The organism is Alteromonas sp. CNT1-28, from assembly GCF_022348345.1.
GTDB classification, from domain to species: Bacteria; Pseudomonadota; Gammaproteobacteria; order Enterobacterales; family Alteromonadaceae; genus Alteromonas; species Alteromonas macleodii.
Window position 1 is genome coordinate 37,675 of sequence record NZ_JAKREZ010000023.1, and the last position, 23,278, is coordinate 60,952.

The 23,278-nt window shown below is 40.3% G+C and carries 18 protein-coding genes; 11 read left to right on the plus strand and 7 right to left on the minus strand.

Translation table 11 applies throughout. The features are described from left to right. Positions 1 to 250: 250 nt before the first annotated feature. Positions 251 to 1,144 (minus strand): PEP-CTERM sorting domain-containing protein, encoded by an 894-nt coding sequence (locus MHN02_RS14355; RefSeq protein ID WP_239246845.1) that lies wholly within the window; start codon positions 1,142 to 1,144, stop codon positions 251 to 253. A gap of 137 nt (positions 1,145 to 1,281) precedes the next feature. Further along, on the minus strand, positions 1,282 to 4,026 hold the full coding sequence (locus MHN02_RS14360; protein WP_239246848.1) for a tetratricopeptide repeat protein: 2,745 nt from the start codon (positions 4,024 to 4,026) through the stop codon (positions 1,282 to 1,284). 164 nt (positions 4,027 to 4,190) lie between these two features. Here MHN02_RS14360 and MHN02_RS14365 point away from each other — a divergent pair, with 164 nt between their 5' ends. Continuing rightward, positions 4,191 to 5,270 (plus strand): GNAT family N-acetyltransferase, encoded by a 1,080-nt coding sequence (locus MHN02_RS14365; RefSeq protein ID WP_239246851.1) that lies wholly within the window; start codon positions 4,191 to 4,193, stop codon positions 5,268 to 5,270. On the opposite strand, the gene MHN02_RS14370 is transcribed toward MHN02_RS14365, so the two are convergent. Both MHN02_RS14370 and MHN02_RS14375 read right to left on the minus strand, forming a co-directional pair. Beyond that, on the minus strand, positions 5,248 to 5,826 hold the full coding sequence (locus tag MHN02_RS14370; RefSeq protein ID WP_239246854.1) for an acyltransferase: 579 nt from the start codon (positions 5,824 to 5,826) through the stop codon (positions 5,248 to 5,250). The genes MHN02_RS14365 and MHN02_RS14370 overlap by 23 nt on opposite strands. Continuing rightward, positions 5,823 to 7,034 carry a TIGR03087 family PEP-CTERM/XrtA system glycosyltransferase gene (locus MHN02_RS14375; RefSeq protein WP_239246857.1) on the minus strand — a complete coding sequence of 404 codons (1,212 nt, stop codon included), beginning with the start codon at positions 7,032 to 7,034 and terminating at the stop codon, positions 5,823 to 5,825. The genes MHN02_RS14370 and MHN02_RS14375 overlap by 4 nt, the downstream gene beginning before the upstream one ends. Before the next feature lie 188 nt (positions 7,035 to 7,222). Between MHN02_RS14375 and MHN02_RS14380 the strand changes: the two genes are divergently transcribed. Genes MHN02_RS14380 through MHN02_RS14415 form a run of 8 tightly spaced genes read left to right on the plus strand, consistent with a single transcriptional unit; the run spans position 7,223 to position 17,954 of the window. Continuing rightward, positions 7,223 to 9,760 carry a hypothetical protein gene (locus MHN02_RS14380; protein WP_239246860.1) on the plus strand — a complete coding sequence of 846 codons (2,538 nt, stop codon included), beginning with the start codon at positions 7,223 to 7,225 and terminating at the stop codon, positions 9,758 to 9,760. Continuing rightward, positions 9,757 to 10,722: a glycosyltransferase family A protein gene (locus MHN02_RS14385; RefSeq protein ID WP_239246863.1), complete on the plus strand. Its 966-nt coding sequence runs from the start codon at positions 9,757 to 9,759 to the stop codon at positions 10,720 to 10,722. Before MHN02_RS14380 ends, MHN02_RS14385 begins: the two co-directional genes overlap by 4 nt. A gap of 2 nt (positions 10,723 to 10,724) precedes the next feature. After that, complete coding sequence (locus MHN02_RS14390) at positions 10,725 to 11,834, plus strand: glycosyltransferase (RefSeq protein WP_239246866.1); 1,110 nt, start codon at positions 10,725 to 10,727, stop codon at positions 11,832 to 11,834. Further along, positions 11,827 to 12,843: a polysaccharide deacetylase family protein gene (locus tag MHN02_RS14395; protein WP_039228426.1), complete on the plus strand. Its 1,017-nt coding sequence runs from the start codon at positions 11,827 to 11,829 to the stop codon at positions 12,841 to 12,843. The genes MHN02_RS14390 and MHN02_RS14395 overlap by 8 nt, the downstream gene beginning before the upstream one ends. Next, positions 12,843 to 13,916, plus strand: coding sequence for a GNAT family N-acetyltransferase (locus MHN02_RS14400; protein WP_239246869.1), 1,074 nt, complete (start codon positions 12,843 to 12,845; stop codon positions 13,914 to 13,916). Before MHN02_RS14395 ends, MHN02_RS14400 begins: the two co-directional genes overlap by 1 nt. A gap of 12 nt (positions 13,917 to 13,928) precedes the next feature. Then, the gene (asnB, locus tag MHN02_RS14405) at positions 13,929 to 15,830 is read left to right on the plus strand and encodes an asparagine synthase (glutamine-hydrolyzing) (RefSeq protein ID WP_239246872.1); all 1,902 of its coding nucleotides are present in this window, start codon (positions 13,929 to 13,931) and stop codon (positions 15,828 to 15,830) included. Positions 15,831 to 15,835: 5 nt separating this feature from the next. Further along, positions 15,836 to 16,933 (plus strand): glycosyltransferase, encoded by a 1,098-nt coding sequence (locus MHN02_RS14410; protein WP_239246874.1) that lies wholly within the window; start codon positions 15,836 to 15,838, stop codon positions 16,931 to 16,933. 1 nt (position 16,934) lies between these two features. Beyond that, positions 16,935 to 17,954, plus strand: a complete 1,020-nt coding sequence (locus MHN02_RS14415; RefSeq protein ID WP_239246876.1) for a sulfotransferase — start codon at positions 16,935 to 16,937, stop codon at positions 17,952 to 17,954. A gap of 5 nt (positions 17,955 to 17,959) precedes the next feature. On the opposite strand, the gene MHN02_RS14420 is transcribed toward MHN02_RS14415, so the two are convergent. Continuing rightward, the gene (locus MHN02_RS14420) at positions 17,960 to 19,270 is read right to left on the minus strand and encodes an O-antigen ligase family protein (protein ID WP_239246878.1); all 1,311 of its coding nucleotides are present in this window, start codon (positions 19,268 to 19,270) and stop codon (positions 17,960 to 17,962) included. Next, positions 19,263 to 20,126, minus strand: coding sequence for a sulfotransferase (locus MHN02_RS14425; protein ID WP_239246880.1), 864 nt, complete (start codon positions 20,124 to 20,126; stop codon positions 19,263 to 19,265). Before MHN02_RS14425 ends, MHN02_RS14420 begins: the two co-directional genes overlap by 8 nt. Before the next feature lie 144 nt (positions 20,127 to 20,270). Here MHN02_RS14425 and MHN02_RS14430 point away from each other — a divergent pair, with 144 nt between their 5' ends. Beyond that, complete coding sequence (locus tag MHN02_RS14430; protein ID WP_239246882.1) at positions 20,271 to 21,293, plus strand: glycosyltransferase; 1,023 nt, start codon at positions 20,271 to 20,273, stop codon at positions 21,291 to 21,293. Between the two features lie 5 nt (positions 21,294 to 21,298). Continuing rightward, entirely contained in the window at positions 21,299 to 22,318 is a 1,020-nt protein-coding gene (locus MHN02_RS14435) for a polysaccharide pyruvyl transferase family protein (RefSeq protein WP_239246884.1), read from the plus strand. A 122-nt stretch (positions 22,319 to 22,440) separates the two neighbouring features. On the opposite strand, the gene MHN02_RS14440 is transcribed toward MHN02_RS14435, so the two are convergent. After that, on the minus strand, positions 22,441 to 23,202 hold the full coding sequence (locus MHN02_RS14440) for a hypothetical protein (RefSeq protein ID WP_239246886.1): 762 nt from the start codon (positions 23,200 to 23,202) through the stop codon (positions 22,441 to 22,443). Positions 23,203 to 23,278: the final 76 nt, after the last annotated feature.

Below are 23,278 nucleotides of genomic sequence, written 5' to 3' on the forward strand. Positions count from 1 at the left end.
ATGCCAGATTTATTGAATCTGAGGCGCAGAGCTAAACAAGTACTACCCAAACGAATAGCCAAGTCGTATACGTGTTAAAGCAGTTAACGGCTGAACATGGACTAGCAACTCAGCTGCGTATGGACAGCCGCATCTAAGCTTTAGAATGAAAACACCTAATTAAGTGCATACCGAAAAAAGCCAGTGAACTGAGTCACTGGCTTTTGAAAAACCGTCAACATATTTTCGGACGGGACAGCTAAATCTGATATTACTTGCGACGGCGAAGGAAACCCATACCTACAAGCGCTAGACCAAAAACACCTAAAGTTGCAGGCGCTGGTACAACATTAGTGCTCAAATTACCTGCGTTACCTTGCGCAATTGTAATAATGTCACCGTTAACCGCTTGGAAAGTTGAAGATAGGCTGAACGCGACAGCATCAAAGAAATCAGTTAAGCCTTCTTGAGTTACCTTGTTACTAACAATATTGCCGTTTGCAATACCTTCACCTGGTGCTGGGTCAGCAATATCTATACCAGCAACCAATTCACCATCTAAGAGACCACCGTAACTTAGGTTTTGAACAGTAATTTCTGGAGAATATTCAAGTTCGCTAAACGAGCCAGACATGAAAAGTGTGTCGTTAATTTCATCAATAAAACCCGCTGCCCCAGCAGTTAGGCTCATACGGTCTGTAGATGCAAAGTCGCCAGGAAGAGAGCCTGAATACGCATCGATGATGTAAAGATCAAAAAACGAACCATCTGGGTCCAATGTCAAAGACTGCTGAGGTTGACCTGTGAAAGGGTTTATGATTGTAGTTTCAACAACCGACAAGCCGCCAAAGTTAAATGCCAGTGTACAAGATGGGCATAAAAACTCGCCTGCACTTCCTGAACTTAGCGTACCGAAACCCGTAAGTTGAAGACCAACAAAATCAGTGAAATCACCAGTATATGCTGTTCCCAAATTAACCAAATTACCCGATTGGTCTTGGAAATACTGTAGGAAGTTAAGGGTAGTAACTACGTTACCTGTACCGTTAACTGCACTTGGCTCTACTGGCTCTGGAACCGAAACACCACCTGGAAGTAGAATCGGATCGGCCGCTACTGTAAATGACATTGCTAACGTTGCTGCTACTGCTAATTTCTTAAACATGATGTTCTCCATTGTTTAACCGCTTTTCGGTTTTCCTTGAACTTGCTAGTTGCGTGCCAATTTTTAAGGAATTGATTTGATTGACTTTTTTCTCATGGAAAAATTTAACACTGTAATCTTGTAAAAAAACCAGACACTTAATTAAGTAGGCTTAACAACGAAGACTTCCTATCCGTAAGACCTTTATCAACAGTCTTAGTCTGCTCAAGAATTTTTCGAGCCTCCTCAATTTTGTTGAGTCTGATCTTTGCCTCAGCCAGATTTAAAAGTGAACCCGCAAAGACTCTAGCCCCCATCTCAAGCCCTTTCTCAAAAGTACTCTCTAACTTTTTATATTGATGAGTCGCAAGGTATATACTGCTGGCGGTCGACAGCACATTTCCATTTTTGTATCCATTTTCTAGCTTTAGAGCATCTTGGATATATTTTTCTGCCATCTCAAAACTCTCTGCCTCAAAATATAACCAGGCTAAATTGTTAAAAACGACAACATCTTTTACACCGCTATCTATAAGTGCCTTATATTGGTTTATAGCTTCGGTAGCGTTCACTGAAATTAAGGCATCAGCATAGTAACGCTTTAGGATAGAATCTGATGGGGTCAACTCTAGTGAGGATTTGAGGTAGTCTAATGCCTCGCTTTCTTTTCCCATAGCTTTTAATGCCGCCAACCTGTTGCTAAGCAATTTTGCACTGGGCGCTAACTGATAAGCTTTTTCAAATAACTCCAAGGCTTTGGCAAAATTATCATTCTGAAGTTCTAGACGAGCCATTGAATTCCAATAGCCTGATGAGGATACGAAATCCTGTTCATTAATGCCACTTAGAAGGACTTTTGCATTGGTCGAATTGCCTACTGCCAATTCAAAATGAGAACGAAGCAATTTTGCATCAGCACTATTGGCAAATTTTTGATGTGCTTTTCTCGAGACAGTTAACGCGGAGCCGATATTCTTTTCCAGCTCAAGAATATTGCATAATTGGACATACGCCTCTAATGGCGCATCAAACGAATTGATCCAATCATTTAAATCATTTTTGGCCTGACTAAAATCACCGACCCTAAGATTGATACTTGAGCGTGATAGGTAGAAAAAGTCATCTTTATTTTCTTTCGTTATACGATTAAGCTCTTTCAACGCTGCTCTGTAATCACCTTTATCAATTAAAGACGATAAGTAAAGTTTCCAGCCACTCTCTGCAGGTTTGTTTTCATATAACCTTGAAAAGTACTGAATGTTACTGTCCGTATCACCGATTTCGCGGTTTAAAACATATAGAATAGGCTCAAACTCAGATTGTTCATTGAATGACTCTATAAAGTTTTTCACCTCATTTCTCGCATTCTCATATTCATTTTTCTGAAGGTGAAAGGCGACAGATAGAACTACTGGAACTCTATGGTCAGATTTGATGGTTCTCAAAAGTTTTGCCGCTTCTAGTGATTCATCGAGCTTTCCTTGTTTAAATAGCGATTGCGCTAAAACTGAAAGCAAAGCCGTATTGTTCGGTTCGCTTTTTAACCCCTCTTTAGCGACCTTCTCTGCTTGCTCAAGCTCGTTACTTCTGAAGTGAGCGAAAGCTAAAAGATATGTAGCATCGGCTGGTTGATTGTTGAGCCGAAGATTTTCCGTAAGTTGAGATTTAACAATTTCTTCGTTTCCGAATTTTAGATTCCAATAAGCGCTTTCAGCACTGGTAAGCTCTTCGCTTTCATTGACTTTACTAAGAATACTCTCTTTAAGCTCAGCCATTAAACCGCTGTAACTGGCGCCTGAGAAAGTTTCAGCAAGAGCTTTCTTTTCATCAAATGAGAACTTTTCTACATCATAGTCCCCGAGGTCGATATCGTAACCAAGCTTAGCTCTTGTAAGCATTTCTATTTGTTGAATTTGCCCAGTCTTTCTATAGGAGTTAGGTAACTTTTCTAGAGCACGAAAAGCCGCTTCAAACGCCCCCTCTTTAAAAGAGGCAACGGCATATACATAATTCAATCGGCTTGACTCAAGACGCTCTTTAATTGCTGCTTCAGCATGTTTCTTTGCACTACTGTAATCCGCTTTAGCTAGTGCAACTTCTGCGTCCAATAAAGAAATTACGGGGTGACTATTAACCTTAGTTTTTAGATTTGTGAGTTCTTTCGCTGCATGTTCTATTTCATTTGAAAGGACGAGGCTATTTATTAAATAAACTTCAACCTTAAAAGTTGAAGGTTTTACATATAGATATGACTCAAAATTTTTGGAGGCTTCTTGAAAATCGCGCTTTAAGAAGGCTAGCCTCCCCTTCAAAAGCAGGGCGCTAGGCTGAAGTGAGTCTTGATTTATTTTATTGATAAGAGCGTAAGCATCTTCATATTTACCTTTCGAGGCCAGTCGATAAGACTCAAATGTAGTCACTAAAACAACGTCAGATACCTTGTTTCTAACCATTGTGTTTGCGTTTGCAGACTCGCCTAACTCAATGTAACTCAACGCAATGTTTAAGGCTGTTTTTTCATCAACTTTATCTACAAGTGTTTCATGCAAATCTGCTAATAGTATAACCCCTTCGAAATCAAATTGGTTGAATAAGCTATTTATCATGCCCTCTAACGCTTTACTACTTTCAGAGTCAAGCTCTAATGCTTTTGAATATTCTTTTTCTGCTGTGGCATAATCACCAAGAATCATATATAGGTCAGCAACTTTGCGACGCAAATCGCTATCACTCGGCTGCATTGATATCGCACTTTTATACTCTAAAACTGCTTCTCTAAAGTCACCTCTTGCAGTTAAGGTTTCTGCTTCGGTAATGATTTCTTCAACAGCTTTTGGCGAACAAGCTAAAAGACCGGTTATGGTTATCGCTAAAAAGCACTTCCTACGAATATCTTTGCGCATGCCTACTGTCCTCAATCCTGAATTTTTTTGTTTGAATATGAAACATATTAACCATTCCCAGACTAAATTAATATACAATCCAGTGCTTGTTGTTAAGGAAGTCTAGGACAAAGGTAGGTTCTTACGATTACCAGTCCGCGAATTAACTATTTCGGAGTCTTAAATTGGAAACTGCTAGTATCTTTAGTCCTTCATCTGTTGATTGCCTAGTAGAAAAAGTGTCTAACATTTTCAATGAATCTGACCCTAGTAGCTTTTTTCTTGATAAACAATGGATAACTTCTTGGCTTAGTGTTCTGGATGAACTTCCTGATATTTACATTTTCAAAAATGACGATGAAATTATTGGATTTTCCCTCCTTTCCAGAAAAAAAGCGCTAACGTTTCCACCACTGTACGAAGGCTTTTTAAATCAAAAAGGTCAATCCCATTTTGACCAAGTATGGATCGAATATAATGGGATAATATGCAGGAAAGAAAAGATCTACGAATGCATTTCTGCACTGTTGACAGCTTTTTTCAAAAATAAGCGCAATCAACGCTTAACTGTTTCGATGACTACAGATTTCGAGTGTTGGCAAAATGCGATTTCAGAAGCAGGCTATATTTCTGAGAATACTGAAGTTTTAGGCTACAAATCTGATTTAACACTCTGGCTAAATGAGCTCGAAAAGTTTGAGTTTATTTCAAAGAACACTCATTCTCAATTAAAGCGTTCTATCAACACCATAGAGAAAAATTTAGGGAAAATTTCTTTTTCTTTTGCTTCAAAAGATAATATTTTGAATTACTTTTTCGAATTGGGGGCGCTTCACAAAAAACGTTGGAATGACTCTGAAGAGGGAAGCGGATTTGATAACCAGTTTTTTGTTCAACATCATGTAAACTTTTTGACAAGAAATAGCCAGAACATTGATCTTGTAAAAGTAAGCGCAGGCAAAGAAACTCTGGGCTATGTTTATAATATAAAGTTTGAGAAGACGGTATACTTCTACTGTTCAGGCCTTAACTATGACATCACTCATAAACACATTAAGCCAGGGTATACAATCCATCACGAATTAATGAAACACTATCGAAAACTGGGCTATCTCTGGTATGACTTTTTAGGAGGTTACGCACGCTATAAGGATAGTTTGAGTAGCGCCAAGTATCAGTTCAAAACACTTACCATTTATCGCTCTAGCAGGCAGTTAAAACTAACTAGAATTGTGAAAAAACTTATATCTTTTTTAACACTTTAGCAGGGTTCCCACCTACTATAACCCCCGCAGGCACATCATCAATAACTACAGAACCTGCTGCTACCACACTTCCTCTGCCAATATTTGCCATAACCAGTGCACCGTTGCCCAACCAACAGTTCTCTCCTACAGAGACTTTGGTGAAAACGCCGCCCTGATCTTTTATCGGCTTTTCTGGGTCAGAAAAATTATGTTGTCCTTTGCCACTCATGATGTGCACACCGCTTCCCAACAAAGTATTTTTCCCAATAGCGCATTTACCAATGTTACATTGCGGACCTATGTACACTCCCTCGTCAATCTCAGTATCTTGTTGTGAAAACAACGTGGCGAAACCGATGAGAACGTTTGGCGCACACGAGGTCATGACAAACCGATAAAAGCCCGAACGTAAATAACACCCTAGTTTACCGGGTATAAGCGATAGCAGCTGGCTAAAAGACGAAAGCAGCGAGTCTTTGTTTACCACAATAGACAGCATTAAATACAAAAGCGTGAAAGGAAACATTACAAGTGCACAAAGGGCAAAAAAACTCTTCTTAATTATTGATTTCATATTCTTGCCATTGCCACCATCAACGGGCTCAATTGTTGTTCCCAGCTATATTCGCTAACTATTGCTTGGTAGCTACGTTGTGCTTTATGTTGTGATAGCTCAAAGTTTTCAATACTCTCAACGCATGCAGCTACAAAGCTGTCTACATCATCTACTATCCACATGTTGTCAGCGTTGGCAAACGAGATCCCTTCAGCTCCCATAGACGTGGTTATTATCGGTAGTTTACATGCTGCCGCTTGAAGGACTTTGTTCTGCACGCCCCTTGCCAACCTAAATGGCGCAACAAACGCATGAGCTTGGTGAAAATAAGGCAATATATCATCGACAAAGCCCGTGACATCTATACCATCGCGGCCTGACAACGCTTTTATTTCTTCAACAGGGTTCATACCACCCACAGTAAACTTTGCATTCGGCGCTTTTTCTCGAATGAGTGGCCAACAGTTTTTAACAAACCAAAGTACCGCGTCTACGTTTGGCTTGTAGTCCATCACGCCCGTGAACAAGAAATGCGGTGCAGTGCTTATTGCTACCGCGCAAGGCTGGGCTTTCGCTGGATAAAACGCATCGAAGTCTAATCCGTTTCCAAGTACGGTTATCGCTTTCGATGAGTCTACTGAAGAATTAAATAGCTGCGCCTCTTCGCTTGCAATCAAAAAGCACTCATCAAACCGTTGGTTTGTTTTAGCCTCAAGCTTTTTTATACCCTTGCTTTCACGCTGGTATACGCAGCGCATTAAGAAAGAAGAAGAATCTGCGTATTGCGCCCACTTATCTGAATCAACGTCCATAAAGTCCATAAACAAGCGACAATGGGTAGTGTTGTAATAAGGCGAGTTGAAGATGTAATAGCTTAAACTCGACGCGGTTAACAGCAGCGCATCCTCACCCTCTTTCAGCTTTTCATCAATAACATGTTGAAGTGTTTTTGAGTAAAACGCTCCAACACTTATGGGCAAACCTTGCAGTAAGGCCGAAGCATAACGCGTGAATTTACTATCTAACTGGTAAGAGTTAACCGAAATTCCAAGATGCTTGGCTAACGCTTCGGCATTTTTCTTATCTTCTGCAGTTTCTATGAGAGAAAAAACTTCGACTTCGTACCCTAAGCGATTTAGAAATTCAATTTGATGATATGTTCTAAGTTTTTCGCCCTTATTTGGGGGATACGGTACTCGTTGCGACAACACGCAAACTTTCGACATCAGCGCCTTCCAAGCTATCTTTAGTATTTTTATTTGTCCTATTATCATACTACTTCGAAGCAAATATAAGGTCAAAGTAACAAATTAGTGATGAAGGCTACACAAGTGGCAATTCCATTGGCATACTAGAGTCATTATGCATATGTTCATCAAGAACATTGCTCACGGAAGAAATAAAGAAAGCAGTAATGACACAAACGGTTGGAACTATCCAGATTGCCTCTTTAGCCAAAGAGACGTGCGGACATTTTAAAACAGGAATACCTTGCCCTAAGGGAATGTGGCCCGCCGTCACTCAATTTCGGCTTGCCGCAAACGGAATACTACTAACTGATGCTTTTATCAAAACCTCGCAGCTATGGCCAGATGGTTCAATAAAGTGGTTATTATGTGAAGGTTTGATTGATTTACAGCGCCATTCGGTAAGCGATGAAATAGTTCTGACGTTAGAAGCGGTGGAGAGCGACTCACCATCGAACAAGCTTGTTTCACCTGTAAACAATAACGATGAGGCGCTTTCACTGTCTCTGGGCAGTGGCAAAACATTTACAATTAACAAAGCCAAGCCTTTTCAGTTTGTAACCAACAAGCACTTATCCAGCTCTTTCGATATTGTTGATATTACTCCTCAATCGATAACCCCTATTGCATTCTCTTATGCTCTTCATTGCAATAACAACGAATACAGCGCATTAACCGTTGAACAAAAATACGAGATTAGGCTTGGCAGCGATAAAAAGCTGATTGTTGAAACAGAAGCGTCAATCTTCCTTAGTACCGGAACGGTTTGTGCTCATTTAACAATGCGAAACCCAAGCGCAGCGTCACACCCAAATGGGAAGTGGGACCTGGGAGACCCAAACAGTATTTATTTAAAAGAATGCTGTATCTCGTTTAAAGGTAAATCGCTAGAGTCTACGCTGACGCTAAATTCTGATGTCTTTAGTTCATCTGAACATGAAGAGCTGACACTTCATCAGGCTTCCAGTGGTTTTGAAAACTGGCAAAGTCCAGTTCATGTAAATAAAGACAACGTTAACTCGCTTCCGTTTCGCGGTTTTAAACTTTACCAACAAGACCACTTATTGCTTTCGGGTGACCAAGCAAAACCGCAAATTAAGATTTCAAACAGCGGTAGCACTTTTAGTATTCATGTTGATAAGTTTTGGCAAAATTTTCCTTCTTCAGCACATTTAACAGCAGACAGTTTGAGCGTTAGCTTGTTAGGTTCAAGGCATAGTGAATGTACTGAACTTCAGCCTGGTGAACAAAAAACACGATGCATTTCAATCGCACCTTTTGACATACAATCGCTGCAGGTAGTCATTGATAGCGCTTGGTTAAAAAACGCATCTGTTTTGCCTTTTCTCCCTTCTAAATCATGTGAGTTTGACTCACTTATAAAAAATGGCATTGAAGGTTCGTCTTCTTTTTATCAAAAGCGGCTCGATATCGACGAGTTTGGCTGGCGACATTTTGGTGAGCTGTATGCGGATCACGAAAAGGCACTCGCATCTGACGAGCCCTTTTTCGTGTCACACTATAACAACCAATACGACCCCATATTTGGAATGCTGATACAGTGGTTGTTAAGCGGCGATGCTCGATGGTTTGAACTAGCCGACGACCTTGCCAAGCATGTTGCAGATATTGATGTTTATCACACCAGTGACGATAAGCCTGAGTATAGCGGCGGAATGTTTTGGCATACCGACCATTATGTTCAGGCATATACGGCTTCTCATAGAACGTATTCTAAACATCAGCCGTCTGGTGTTTACGATGACCATGCTGGAGGCGGCGGTCCGGGTGGGCAACATTGTTATACTAATGGCCTCACTTTGCATTATTTGCTTACTGGCTACACGCCGTCTCGAGACGCCGCATTATCCATAACGCAATGGGTAACCAATTATTATGAAGGCGACGGTACGTTTGTAGGCGCCCTGCTCGCGCTAAAAAATAGCGATGTTCCTGGTGTTAAAAATGTAAAAACAGGAAAGTACCCTCTAGACAGAGGTACGGGTAACTACCTGCAAGCAAGGCTAGATAGATACGAACTACAAGGTTGTGATAGTGATATTGAAGCCGCGTCCTATATTATAGCGAATACGGTCTCCCCCACCGATGACTTCGACCAGTTGCAATTGGAAAATGTCGAAGCAACGTGGTTTTATACTGTATTCCTACAAGCAGTTTGCCGATTTATATCACTTAAAGAACAGCGCTGTGAATGTGACTCGAGCTATCAATACGCAGTAGACTCACTTACTCACTATGCCAATTGGATGGCAGTAAACGAATATGCTTATCTGGACAAGCCTGACATTCTTGAGTTTCCGAATCAAACGTGGAGTGGGCAAGACCTAAGAAAACTATGCGTACTGCATTTTGCATCTAACTATTTAACCGAAGCCCAACGTGCACTTGCTGAGCAAAAAGCCGAGCAACTAGCTGATACAATTTATCAACGCCTTAGTACGAGCACAGAAACGGGTACCACGCGCGTACTTTGTTTAATGATGCAAAACGGTCATTACTCTGGTTTTAAGCAGGCTGCTCGCCCTCTTTCATCGACTTCTACACAAAAAGGTCAGGCCTTAACAGAGAAATCCAATTCATTGAGTTTTCTTTTGTCCAACCTTATCGATTTATCTCCGTCAAGAGAGAGAAAACAGCTAGTGAAACGTTTTCCACAACTTCAAAAATGGTTAGGTAAACCATGAGTATTAATACGTCTTTTATCATTCCTCATAAGGGGCGTGAAGACATGCTCATTGAAACACTAACAAGTATTGCGGGCCTAACAACACCTAAAGAACAATACGAAGTTGTTTTGGTAAGTCAGAATAAAGAAATTTCAAATACGCTCAGCGCATTTAACGAAACAGTAAATTTGCGAGTTGTATATAACGACGAAAATAACACGATTTCACATTCTAGGAATCTGGGCGCCGGCTTGGCGACAGGTGAATACTTGGCATTTTTAGACGCAGATGTTGCACTTGCTTCGAATTGGCTAGACGTGATGATTGATACTCTCAAAACACGAGACAATACGGCTCTAGTCAGCGCCATGCAGGTAAACAGCCCTAACGCGCCGCCTTTAGAGATAATAAGAACGGCGTTAAGCAATGCTGAACTTGATGTGCCTGTCAGTTTTCTACCTGGCCGCAACTTATTTCTTTTAAAGGAAACATTTGAAGCAGCAGGTAAGTTTCCTGAACACCTTCTTACTTGTGAAGATTATTTCTTTACCGATAAGGTTAGTAAATTAGGTGAGTTGTTTTATACCTCACAAACCCAGTATATTCACATTGGCGAAGACAAAGCTTACGCACCGATGTATAAAAAAGAAATATGGCGTGGCCAGTCCAATATTGCATCTTTAAAAGGAAGGCGTATTCCGCTCAGAGAGTGGCCAAGTTTTGTTGTTCCTTTTGCATTTACAGGTGGTCTTTTACTGGCTTTTCTCGCGATAATATTCTCGCAACCTATTGTCGCTATAGTTATGTTAGTAGGCGCTTTACTGCCTTTTACAGCGTACACGTGGCGACTAAAAAGGCTTGTTAAGCAGCAAGTAACTTGGTGGCATTGTTCACTTTTTTATCTGCTTTATTTTCCGGCTAGAGCACTTGGAACATTAATAGGAGTACGCGGCGCTGTTAGTACCAGCTCGCATAAATAACAATGAAAGTTTTACAGTTTATTTGTTCAACCGGTTTCTACGGTGCAGAAAGATGGGTGTTAGCGTTATCAAAGCATTTGCCAGATAGTGTTTCGAGTGAACTTGCTGTTACCTTAGAGCCGGGTACAGAAGAGCTAGAGCTAGTAAAGCAGTTCAAAGCGATAGGAAAAACTCACCACATTCCTATGCAGGGTCGTTTTGACCTGCGTGCCGTTTCGAAATTGGCGGATTTAATTCAAGAACAAGATATCGATATTATCCATACTCACGGCTATAAGTCAGATATTTTGGGCGTAATGGCGGCTAGGAAAGCAGGTATTCCGTGTGTTGTAACACCCCACGGCTTTGAAAATGCTGCTGACTTGAAACTCCGTCTCTTTATTTGGTTAGGGTGTCAGTCGATGCGCTTTGCCGACAAAGTTGTTCCACTTTCTAAGCAACTAATGAGTGATGTGGAGAAGTTTAATATATCGCCTGACAAGCTTGAGTATATCCAAAATGGCGTAGACTTGTCTGAAGTAGAAGCCGTTAGACAAACAAAAACAGACAAGCCAAAAGAAAAGAAGACCATTGGCTTTGTGGGCCAAATGATCAGCCGGAAAAATATAAAAGCCATTTTAGACTGCTTCGAGTCTTTATATAAAAAGCGTCAAGATATTGAATTAGTACTGCTGGGTGACGGCGAAGACCGCCCCAGCTTAGAGGCGTATTCAAAAACACTGGCTAGTGCCAGCGACATTCATTTTTTAGGCTTTAGAAATGACAGGCTACAGCTGCTGCGCGACTTTGACTTGTTCGTAATGACGTCGACGCTTGAAGGCATCCCTCGCTGCTTAATGGAAGCATGCGCCATGGAAATTCCGGTGTCTGCTTATGGCATTGCGGGTATCGACCAGCTAATAACACACAACGAGTCTGGTTTATTGGCTCCTCTTCACAACAGCAAGCAGCTTGAGAAAGATTGGGAGAGACTGCTAGATGACAAAGCGCTCGCCACCTCACTAGCTCAAAACTCAAAGTCGTTTGTAGAAGCCAATTTCTCTGCTAAGAGAATGGCTGATGAATACCTTGAATTATTCGAAGGAATCCTGAAAGAGAGTGTAAATGCATAAACAGGACGTGTTATTTGTTTTAACTATTGATACTGAAGAAGAATGGCAGTGGGACGAAGAGTTTCCGCAGCATAACTGTTCAGTTGAAAACGTTGAAAAGCTTCCTGCATTTCAAACTTTCTGTGAAAGTCTTGGTATCCGTCCTACGTATTTTGTTGATTACGCCGTTGCAAGCAATAATCTTGGCAGTCAAACTCTGCGAACCTTTGCTAAGTCTAACAGCGCGGAAATTGGAGCACACCTACACCCTTGGTGTAACCCTCCCTATTTCGGTAAGACAACCGAAGCGGAATCTCACGTAATAAACCTTCCTTTAGAGCAAGTAGAGCAAAAACTCGATGCACTAAACGCCCTTTTACACGACGAAATAGGCGTTCGCCCACAGTCCTTTAGAAGCGGGCGATGGGGCGTAAGTGCCAAAATGCTTAGATTACTTGCATCAAGAGGCTATGTAGTAGATTCAAGCGTTTATCCTTTTTACAGGAACGACTATTTTAGCTGCCTAGGTGCACCAGAATCGCCTTATTGGCCTTCGTTTGACAACGCACTGGCTCCTGGAGAGCAGCGTCAGCTGCTTGAGGTCCCTGTTACCGCAGGGTTTAATATTCAAAACTTCTCTCTTGGTGAACGCATTCATAATCGACTATCTAAACCGCCCTTTAATTGGGTTAAATCTGTCGGTCTGCTTTGGCACAGTAAACTTTTAAGAAAGATTTATTTGAGTCCAGAGCTTACCGAAATCGAAGACATGCTTGCGTTAGTCGACCAAAGCATTCAAAAAAAACAACCCGTTATTCATATGTACTTACACAGCTCTAGTTTAATCGACGGAGCAACGGGCCTTTTAGATGGGCCAAATGCATTTGAAACAATATGCCAGCGCATTGAGGTTGTTACGCAACACTTAGCGAAAAATGCCAATGTTAAATTTTGTACTATCTCAGAAGCCAAGGTGCATTTAAGTAACCGCAGCGCTTCAAGCGGTGTTATTAAAGGTGAGCAAAATTAATGACGGCACAACAAAATACAAAGTTACGAATAGCGTCAGCCAGCGACAAACCTTTGTGGGATGCCTATGTATCACAACACAAAAATGCTTCCGCTTATCACAAGTTTGCGTGGCTTGAAGCGGTAAAGGCCGCTTACGGTCATTCAATGCTTGGCGTTATTGCCACATGTGCTAATACGGGGCAAGTTGTTGGTGTTTTCCCTGCTGTTTTAATGAATATACCTTTGCTGGGCAAGCAAATATGTTCTTTACCTTATTGCGATGTAGGCTATGGCTTAGCCGACAACGAAAAGGTGTTAAATGACATGCATGCGCTTCTTGCTGCGCAGATGCGAAACGTAACAGGAAAAAAATTGGAAGTTAGAGGTATAGAACAATCACCTTTAGACAAAATCCAGTTTGAGAACAAAAAAGTACGTATGCTTTTGCCACTGCCTGAGTCAAGTGAAATACTGTTATCAAGTTTCAAATCTAAATTACGCAGCCAAATAAGGAAGGCGGAAAAAAATGGGCTTACCTTTGAGTTGGGCACATCGAACGTCCTAGTAAGTGATTTCTACAACGTATATGCTCAAAACATGAGAGATCTCGGCTCTCCTGTTCATGCCGAAAAATGGTTTAAGGCAATTATAAAAAGTTACGGCCAAAGTAGTTTAATTAGCGTGGTTTATCACGATGGCCAGCCTATTGGTGGTGGCGTTATCATAAAATCGGGTGACAACGCTTCTATTCCATGGGCCTCAACACTTCGTGACTTCAATCGCCTTGCTCCTAATATGTTGTTGTATTGGTCTTTGCTTTCCCATTGCGCCGACAATGGCGTGAAAGTTTTTGACTTTGGCCGCTCAACCTTTGAAGAAGGTACATATAAATTTAAAAAACAATGGGGCGCAGAACCTCAACTGCTTAACTGGCAGAGTTTTGATAAAAATAATGAGTTGATAGACGCTAAAAGCGACGCTAAGTCAGGCTCAAGCAGGGTAAGAGAAATAGCCGAAAACATTTGGCGTGAACTTCCCTTAAAATTTACCATTGTAACTGGGTCAATTCTTCGACCTTATATCAGTTTGTAGGGATAACCATTCATGTGTGGCATTGCAGGATTTAGCCTTTTTAATTTCAACGAAGGCGGTGAAACTTCATTAGAGGCTATGCACAAGGCTATTCATCACAGAGGCCCAGATGCCAGCGGCATGTATATCGATGAACATATCGGCCTTTGTCATAGGCGGCTGAGTATTCTTGATCTCTCAGAAGCAGGCAATCAGCCCATGTACTCGAAAGAGGGTGACTTGGTTATTGTTTTTAATGGCGAGATCTACAACTTCCTTGAATTGCGAGCCGAGCTTGAAAACGACGGTGTTACATTTAAAAGCCATACAGATACCGAAGTTATTTTAGAGCTATATGCACGCGAAGGAACCAAGTGTTTAGATAAACTAAACGGAATGTTTGCCTTTGCTCTGTGGGACAAAAACAAGCAAGAACTGTTTATTGCACGAGATCGATTGGGTAAAAAACCCCTTTACTATTTTAATGATAATGGTCGATTTGCGTTTGGCTCTGAGATTAAAGCTATATTAGCGCTGGAGAACATTCCAAGAGAAATTCGCTTAGACGCCGTATATGACTTCTTTGCGTATCAATACGTTCCCGACCCAAAGAGTATTTTTAAGCACATTCACAAGTTACCACCTGCTCATTATTTAATTCTTAATAAAGACGGTTTCAGCATTCATGAATATTGGGATTTGAGCTTTAAAAACACCACAAGTGCCAGTGAAGATGCCAATAAAGCGCAGTTAAAGACCTTACTTGAAAAAGTCACTAAACAAAGAATGATCAGTGATGTTCCGCTTGGCGCTTTCTTAAGCGGCGGTGTGGATAGCTCGGGTGTTGTCGCTATGATGGCACAAGCCAGCGAAACTCCAGTAAAAACCTGTACCATAGGATTTGATGATAAAGCATTTAACGAAGCTGATTTCGCTCGTGAAATAGCTGAAAAATACGAAACAGAGCACCATGAATTTACCGTTCACCAAAACGTTAGCGACAGACTAGAACATATCGTGAGCTTTTTTGATGAACCTTTTGCTGACCCCTCGTTAGTGCCGACCTTCTTCGTTTCGGAACTGGCAAGAAAGGCTGTAACCGTTGCGCTCGCGGGGGACGGCGGCGATGAGATGTTCGCTGGCTACGAAAAGTACTCGATAGACGATGTCGAAAACAAGCTAAGAAGCAAATTCCCCGAAGCGGTCCGAAAATCTGTTTTTCCACACTTAGCGAAATTAGCTGGAAAAGTACCAGGCACGGTCGGAAAAAAAGCCAAATCGTTACTTACGAGCTTGTCTCACAAGCCTGCTATGGGCTTTTACTTCACCAACAGTATGATGACTGACGAAATGTGGCAAAGCTTAGTTAAGCCTGAAGTTGCACAGCAGCTCGCCGATTACCACCCTAGTCAATATACCTTAGACATGTATAACAAAGCCGACGGTCCGGACCATTTAAGCAAAATTCTTTACACAGACATCAAGACCTACATGACAGGCGACATCTTGGTAAAAGTCGACCGCATGAGTATGGCAAACTCGTTAGAAGTAAGGGCGCCCATTCTCGATTACCAAGTTGCAGAGTTCGCCGCTACCCTACCCTCTTCACAGAAATATCGCGACGGAGAGAAAAAATACTTACTTAAAGAAGTCTTTAAGCCCTTTATCCCCGATTCACTGTTGTATAGAAAGAAAATGGGCTTTAGCACGCCGCTGGATGAGTGGTTTAGAGGTGAATTGAAATCACTGTCCGAATCTCAAATCATTGATTCACAGCGTGGGCTTAACGACGTATTCGATAGCGGTGTTATAAAGAAACTTTGGGAAGAACATCAAACGCGTAAAGCTGACCACGGCATAGTACTGTGGAGCATGTTGATGTATCAAATGTGGTTTAAACGTTATGCCTTAACACAAGAGGTTACGCAGCAATGAGGGTCATGCACGTAACTTTTGACATGCGCATTGGTGGAACTGAAATGGTGATTAAAAACATCATTGAGGGAAATATTGATGCGAATATCGAAATGTCGATTTATTGCATTGAAGCGCCACTGGGCCCTTGGGGCGAAGACTTAAAAGCATCTGGCACGCCAATAGCGGTTGAAGAACGTCAACCCGGCTTTGACAGATCGCTAATTAGTAAAATAAGAAAACATATCAAAGACAACGATATCGATATTTTGCATTGTCATCAGTATACGCCCTGGGTATACGGTGCCCTTGCGGCGGCTTTTACTAAAACCAAAGTTATCTTCACTGAGCACGGCAGGTTCTATCCAGATTCTTCAAGCTGGAAGCGAAAGCTAGTAAATCCTATTCTAAATAAGTTTACGTCAGCTGTTACGGCAATATCAGAAGCAACAAGAGATGCTTTGATTGAGTTTGAGTGCATAAAGAAGTCTGATATTGATGTCGTTTACAATGGCATTAAACCTCTCGAACCTTCGACTGGAGAGCTTTCAGCACTAAAAATATCACTTGGCCTGCCAGAAAACGCCTTAGTCTTCGGTACCGTGGCGCGATTAGACCCAATTAAAAATCAAAGCTTGCTTATAGAGGCATTCGCAGAAGCCGAAAAGTACATAGCAGAAGCCTATCTTTTAATAGTCGGGGATGGCGAGCTAATGACGTCGTTAAATGCGCAGGTTGAGCGCCTAGGGTTACAACACAAGGTTATCTTCACAGGCTACAAGGCCAACCCTACTAATTACCTTGCGATAATGGATGTTTTTTTACTCCCTTCTTTAAGCGAGGGAACATCAATGACGCTACTGGAAGCAATGTCTATCGGTAAGCCTTGCGTAGTGACAAACGCTGGGGGTAACCCTGAAATAGTTGCCCATTCAAAAACAGGGCTAGTGACTGCAAACAACAATCAAGAAGAATTAAAAGAAGCGCTGATTACCATTAGCGAGTCCGAGAAAATGAGAGCCTCATTCTCTGAGAGTTCAATTGCACGCTTTTATGAACTTTTCCATGTAAATAAAATGATGGCACAATATTCGAAAATCTATAAAAAAGTGTTGGAAAACTAGAATGCATCCAATTAAAAATGCGGTAATTCAGCTATTTGGGAAGTTTTACTGGCACGACAAAATACAATCTAAAGTTAAACAAGACATTGCTGAGACGACCCTATCAATTCCAGGCGATATAAAAAATATTGCAAGCGAGTACAAAGTTTCTGGCAATGATAAAGTGAGTACTAGGCAACGAGACGACATCATTTTTATTACCAGTAGATTTCGCTCTGGCTCTACTCTTCTTTGGAACCTTTTTCGCGAGGTTGGCGGTTGCACCAGCTATTACGAGCCCTTTAACGAGCGGCAATGGTTTAATAAGGCGTTACGAGGCGACGACGTAGATTCTAGTCATAGAGGAGTCGACGATTACTGGGCTGAATATGACGGACTAGAACGCTTATCCGATTTTTACAAAGAAGATTGGATTCACGCTAATCTGTATATGACGGAAAAGTCTTACGATATTAACATGCTCAATTATATTGATACGCTTATTGAGCATACTGACGAGCGTCCTGTGCTGCAGTTCAACCGCATCGACTTTAGATTGGGCTGGCTGCGTGCAAACTATCCAAATGCAACCGTTTTACATCTTTATCGACATCCAAGAGAACAATGGTGCTCCTTCCTCATCAACAAGGATGAAGTTACAAAAGACAATGTAACCGAAACCTATAAAGATGGGTTCTATCTTGATGTATGGTGCAAAGACTTAGCTCCTTACTTCCCCATGTTAGATGTAAAACAAACACCGCATCCATATCGACGATTTTACTTTTTGTGGAAACTGAGCTGGTTGTGGGGTAAGCGCTTCGCGCACCATTCGATAAGTTTCGAGGACCTAGTTACAAACACCGAGCTAACAATAAGCGAGCTAATGTCGAAAGTAAATATCTACGAAAATACCGATAAATTACATCAGATTATCTCCGCGCCTAAACTCGATAACTGGAAAAGTTTTGCAAATGACGAATGGTTTCTAGCACATGAACATTTTTGCGAAGACGCCTTATTTGCATTTTTTAGCCACTAATTGATTCATATTGGTTCTCTATCTTTCTCCTCGTTTTTAAGAACGTATATTTGATAGGCCACTGCTGTAAATAAAATACACCAATGCAAAATTTCTGCTCGCATTCTATTTAGGAAAGTCATGGCGACCAAAAACGAAATAAGCGCTGATTGTATAGCGACGACTTTGTAATACTCTTTTAATTGCGAATTAGCGCGTAGTTTGTGCTTACAAAGTTGAGTGGTTTTAAAGCAATAGTAAACAATTAAAATCAATAACAAGAGTCCTATATATCCAGTCTCACTAAGCGCTTCAAACCATGTGCTATGAACTGTTCTATTTCGACTTTTTCCTGTGTCAATATGCTCTGGTACGTAGCTTGCCCCAAATTGATTAAATCCCCTGTATCCCTTTCCTAAAGGATAGTCTTTCGCCATATCCCATGCGGCGCCCCAAAATACCATACGAGTAGCACCAGTCTCTCTTTCTGTTGATACACTTGATTCGGTTTTTAGAGTGTACATTCTTTCTATAAATGTATCGTCAGCAAGGTAGACTACTCCAGATATCCCGACTAACACTATACCCAGCGCAGCCATTCGTTGATTTTTTTTCTTCACACGAGAAAAAAACATGTGTGTCATAAAGAACCCTACTCCCGCTAGGACAGAAAGCATAGCTCCTCTACTATTAATTAGAACTAAAGCATTTGTGATGAAGGCGCCAGTTATTACCATCAAGAACTTTAACTTTTTGTTAGACGAAGCCCAAAAGTAATAAAGGCAAATAACTATACTTGGAGCTATAGCAGCTGCTAAGCCATTGGCGTCAGGAGAGTCTATAGTACCAACTTTTTCAACCCTACCGCCGTTGTTTCTACCTACCTGAAAAACATAGAAACTTATGTACCATGCGCCGTATACATACCCCAATAGGATGTAATTAAGTGTCTTTTCTGTATTACATAACTTAAATGCTACTGAAATCGTTACCACCATTTTGAGGTAAAAAACCCAAGATGCATAGTGCAGTGACTGAATAGGCGACCAAAAATATGTGATTCCATAAAGCAACATCAGAAACCAAACTAGCTTTAATTGGGGAACCTTCCAAATGCTGTTATTAACTTTCTTCCAGTTTAATAGCAGCAGAATTAGCATACAGATTACGGTGTAATAAGAATAGCTAAGTTCCGGTATCGAGTTCCCCCACCAGCGTTTTTCAGGATTATAAAAATAAACAGCTTGGTAGGTTATAAAAGCAAAAACCGGGGCATATCTAAACGCAGCGATCAATCCAGAAATGTAAGAACCAAAGAATAGAAGGATGCTAAGCATTTTGTTTTCTTTCTTTTCCCTTCAGTTTTCTTTTCAGTTTCCAGAGCTGATATTGAATCTGTATCTCGCCAACAACCTTTTGGTGCAACTGATAGTAGAAACGCATAAGAGGACTGAGCTTTAACTGAGCGTACGATTCTATATAGCCAAGTGTTTGGAGTGTTTTGCCACACGTAGAGATAACAATATCTATTTCAGACTTACTCAGCTCAGTCTTCCATTTTTCAGTTATTTGTCTACTAGGCGCTTTTGAAGTGTTTATATTCTGCTTGTTTGATTCTAGGTCGGCCTTCTTCTCGTGATAAGCTAACATTTTATGGTCAAAAGGAATCTCCAAAAAGCTGCAAATCCTCTGAAGTTCGTTCTCCATGTCCAAAATTAGATCTTCATATAAAAGAGTAAAAACGTTGTTTGGGTATTTTTTTGCAAACTCTAGCTGAAGATTGACCTCTTTATTCCATCTTATAGCTCCTGTATACGCGTTTGTCCCCAAACCCCATTTATTATTTATGTACGAGTTAACTACCCCTCTGGCATCACGTATAATGAGAATAAATTTACTTTCTGGTATAAAGCTCTCTAATTCATTCAAATACTCAGTCAGCTGAGGATCTTTTAGTCCCCATACTTCTAGCTTTCTTTCTTTGATAAACGTTTTTACGCTTTTACCAAAACGCTTTTCAAATAAGTTATCCATATTGCGATAGAATTTATCTAAACTAAATTCATCGTCGAACAACTGTGTTAATGGAAGCTCATTTTGCACGTAAACAGAACTGTGGTTGGACAAAATTCTAGTTAGCAGCGTTGTTCCAGAACGTTGAGTGCCTAACAGAAAAACGGGGGCAAGATTCATATAAAAGACGCCAGTGATAACTTAATACTTTTAAGTTCGCAAATATATCTAATATTGTTGCATATTTCACCTTAGGAGCCAACTTGGTTAAATAATCAGTTATACTAAAATGCGCGCTAACATGAAAAGGAAATAAACATTAAGATGGAGTTACCAAGTACTCTCAGAAAGCTATACCACTATGCCAAATCGTTTTCATTATTCAGAGACGATGATGAGAGTGAAATTATTCAATTCTGCGTTGGTTATGAGGGTATAAGTGGAGGAAGCGAGGCGATTGCAATGATAGCAAATCTTCTTGCTGAGTTTCATGTAGTCTATTTTGACGTTGGTCCGTTCAGCAATTTCAACTACTGGCTATCTCCGAGAATAAAACGAGGAGTAGCGGCGGTAACAAAAACCAAATTAATTATCTGTGATAGAGCCGCAGCGCTTCAATCTGTAAATGAATCAATTCCACTGATTTGCTCTGTCCACGGTTTCAATCACACAGCTCATAAAATTGACTCTAGTATAGCAAATAGAAATATTAATGTTGCTAGCGTCGTCCATTTTGTTAGCGAATTCCAGAGAAGCGACTTTTTAAACGAATACCGTAACTGTGCAGTTATTCCTAACTACACGAATCGAATAGCTTTATCTTCCAATACTCGAGACAACATCGCCGATATTGGACTTGTGGGTATGATGACAAACGAAAATAAGAACATCAAAAGGATGCTTGGTGTCCTTTCTAACCTAACAACTAATTCGTCAGTTATATGGGGAACAATCCCACAGGATACAGTCCTAACGTCTAAAATAAAATTCAAAGGATTTTCAACAGATAAACAAGAAATTTTCGGCAGTTTTAAAACGTTTCTGTCTCTGAGTAAAGAAGAAACCTTTGGCGTGGCTGTTATCCAGGCACTGAGTTGCGGTATTCCCTGTGTTCTCTCTAATATTCCCGCTCACAGGCAACACAAAGACTGTATTGGAGTATTTTTGGTAGATGAAAATAATTTAGAAGAGTGCTTAGACGCTATAAACAATGCACTGGAGATGGCTGAAAGTAATACAAAGCGAAATAACATCATACAATATTGGGAAAAAAGGTTTTCCAAAGATATAGTAGCCCAACAGTGGAACCACCTTATACAAAAATTGGAACAAAATGTTGGTAAATAGTTAATATGAAAAAAATAGCTCATTTCTGTGTTCTCGGCACATCAAATATTGGCGACAATTTGATCATCAAAGAAATCTATAAAGACTTTGCGGAATTAGATAAAAAAATAGAGATTAATCAGTATCCAATTTCTTTGTTATCTTCTGGTTCGATTTTGCAGTTTTTGAAAGCTGTTATCGGCGCTGACGCAATCATAATCGGTGGTGGCGGAATCATATCTAGATTTTTTTGGCCGTTTCGCACAATTCATTTGAAAATAACTCAAGTTTTGAATAAACCTACTTATCTTTTGGCTGCCGGAATAGGTCTTCAAATTGGAGAAACTATAGATTCTCTACCCAAAGAAAATATAAAACGATGGCTGCAAAATATGAACGCTGTATCAGTGAGGGATATCGCAAGTTTGGAGTCTCTTGAAAAAATAGGAGTAGAGAATCTTGAGCTCACAGGAGATGCAGCCCTATCAATTCCTGACTTTCCTTATGTTCCACAGGAAAGGCCAAAAGTCATAGGCCTTAATATTGCAAATCACGGCTGGGAAACAGAGGAAAAAATACTTGATTTAGTTGTAAATCCAATGGTGGACAAGTTAAAAGAACTTGAAAAGTTTGGGTATAGATTTTCCTACTTAGCTCATCATAAAGGCGAAAATGTTATTTATGAAAAATTACGTCAGCATCTCAACATTCAATATAATGAAGTCACACTAGAGAACTATTCTCAATTATATTCGTCATTGTACTGTCATGTCGGTATGATGCTACACAGCACGATTTTCTCACTAAAATCAAATACTCCTTTCCTTAATATAGTTTACGATGAAAAAAACAATGCATTTTTAAAGCTTCTATCTTTGGAAAGTAATGCGATTAAAATCGAGGACATTGAAAACACGGACTTTGTTAAACATTTAGAAACTACAGTAGGGAAATGGCATGAAAATCAGTATCACCTAAAAAAAGAGATAGAAAAATTTGTTTCTAGACGTTTAAACTTCATTTCAAAAATAGCCGATGAAATTTGATATTTAAACAACGTCCGACAAGATACAGTCCATTAATAAGTAAAAATACTCGAAAAACGTTGGCGTAAGTTAGAATTATGGTAGTTAATTAGGAACCTTAGATGCCCTAGAAAGAGAGAATGTCATAAAAAAGGTTCAAAAATTGCGCCATCAAACTCACTTTCAAGAAGTCTGATTTCTTCAACTTGCTTTGGTGTCAGCGTCTCAGTGTACTTTTTCAAACTATTTAGATTACTTTTTTCAACTTCTGTAAATTTACCAAACAGCTCAACTTGGTCACCAAAAATATTATTAAATGTTCCCAGTTGGTCTTTAACTAATGATTGATATTCTACGACCTTAAAGTTACACGAGTTAGTTAACTCTCTAGCTACATGGTCATGAACAAGCACGCGCATTGCACAAAGTAAGTGGAGTGGCAGCTCATCAATTAACTTAAAGTCTTTTAAACCCAAGAATTTATTCGGAAATGGAGCCTTGGAGATAAAACCAAAAAGCTTTCTATTTCTTTTTGCATAGTCATACCATGCTAGCACACCTGGATGATTAATCATCGATGCAACGACCTGTTCGATATCCCTTTTGGGGTACAAAAAAACAGGAGACTCAAAAATCTCTTTCAACACATCAGTAAAAAATATATGTGGGTGGTGCTGATCCACAAAGATCTTCCCTTTTTCTAAAAAAGAAAGCTGCTTTTGATAGTAAGCATAAACTGTCTTAGGGTATTTCTTGTGTTGAATCGCTGCTTGAGCGACGCTCCTAAGTGTTTCCAGGCATTCACGTCCATTATGTGGATCAAACGCATTTGAAAAGCCGAGAATGGACCTACATGTAAAGTGAGTTCCCGATCGACCGGTTCCAACAATAAATACCGCGTCCATTTGTTATTCCTTTTCAATTCACTATGCTTAATAACGAAGGAGGTTCAATATACTAGCTATAAAACATCTTATATCG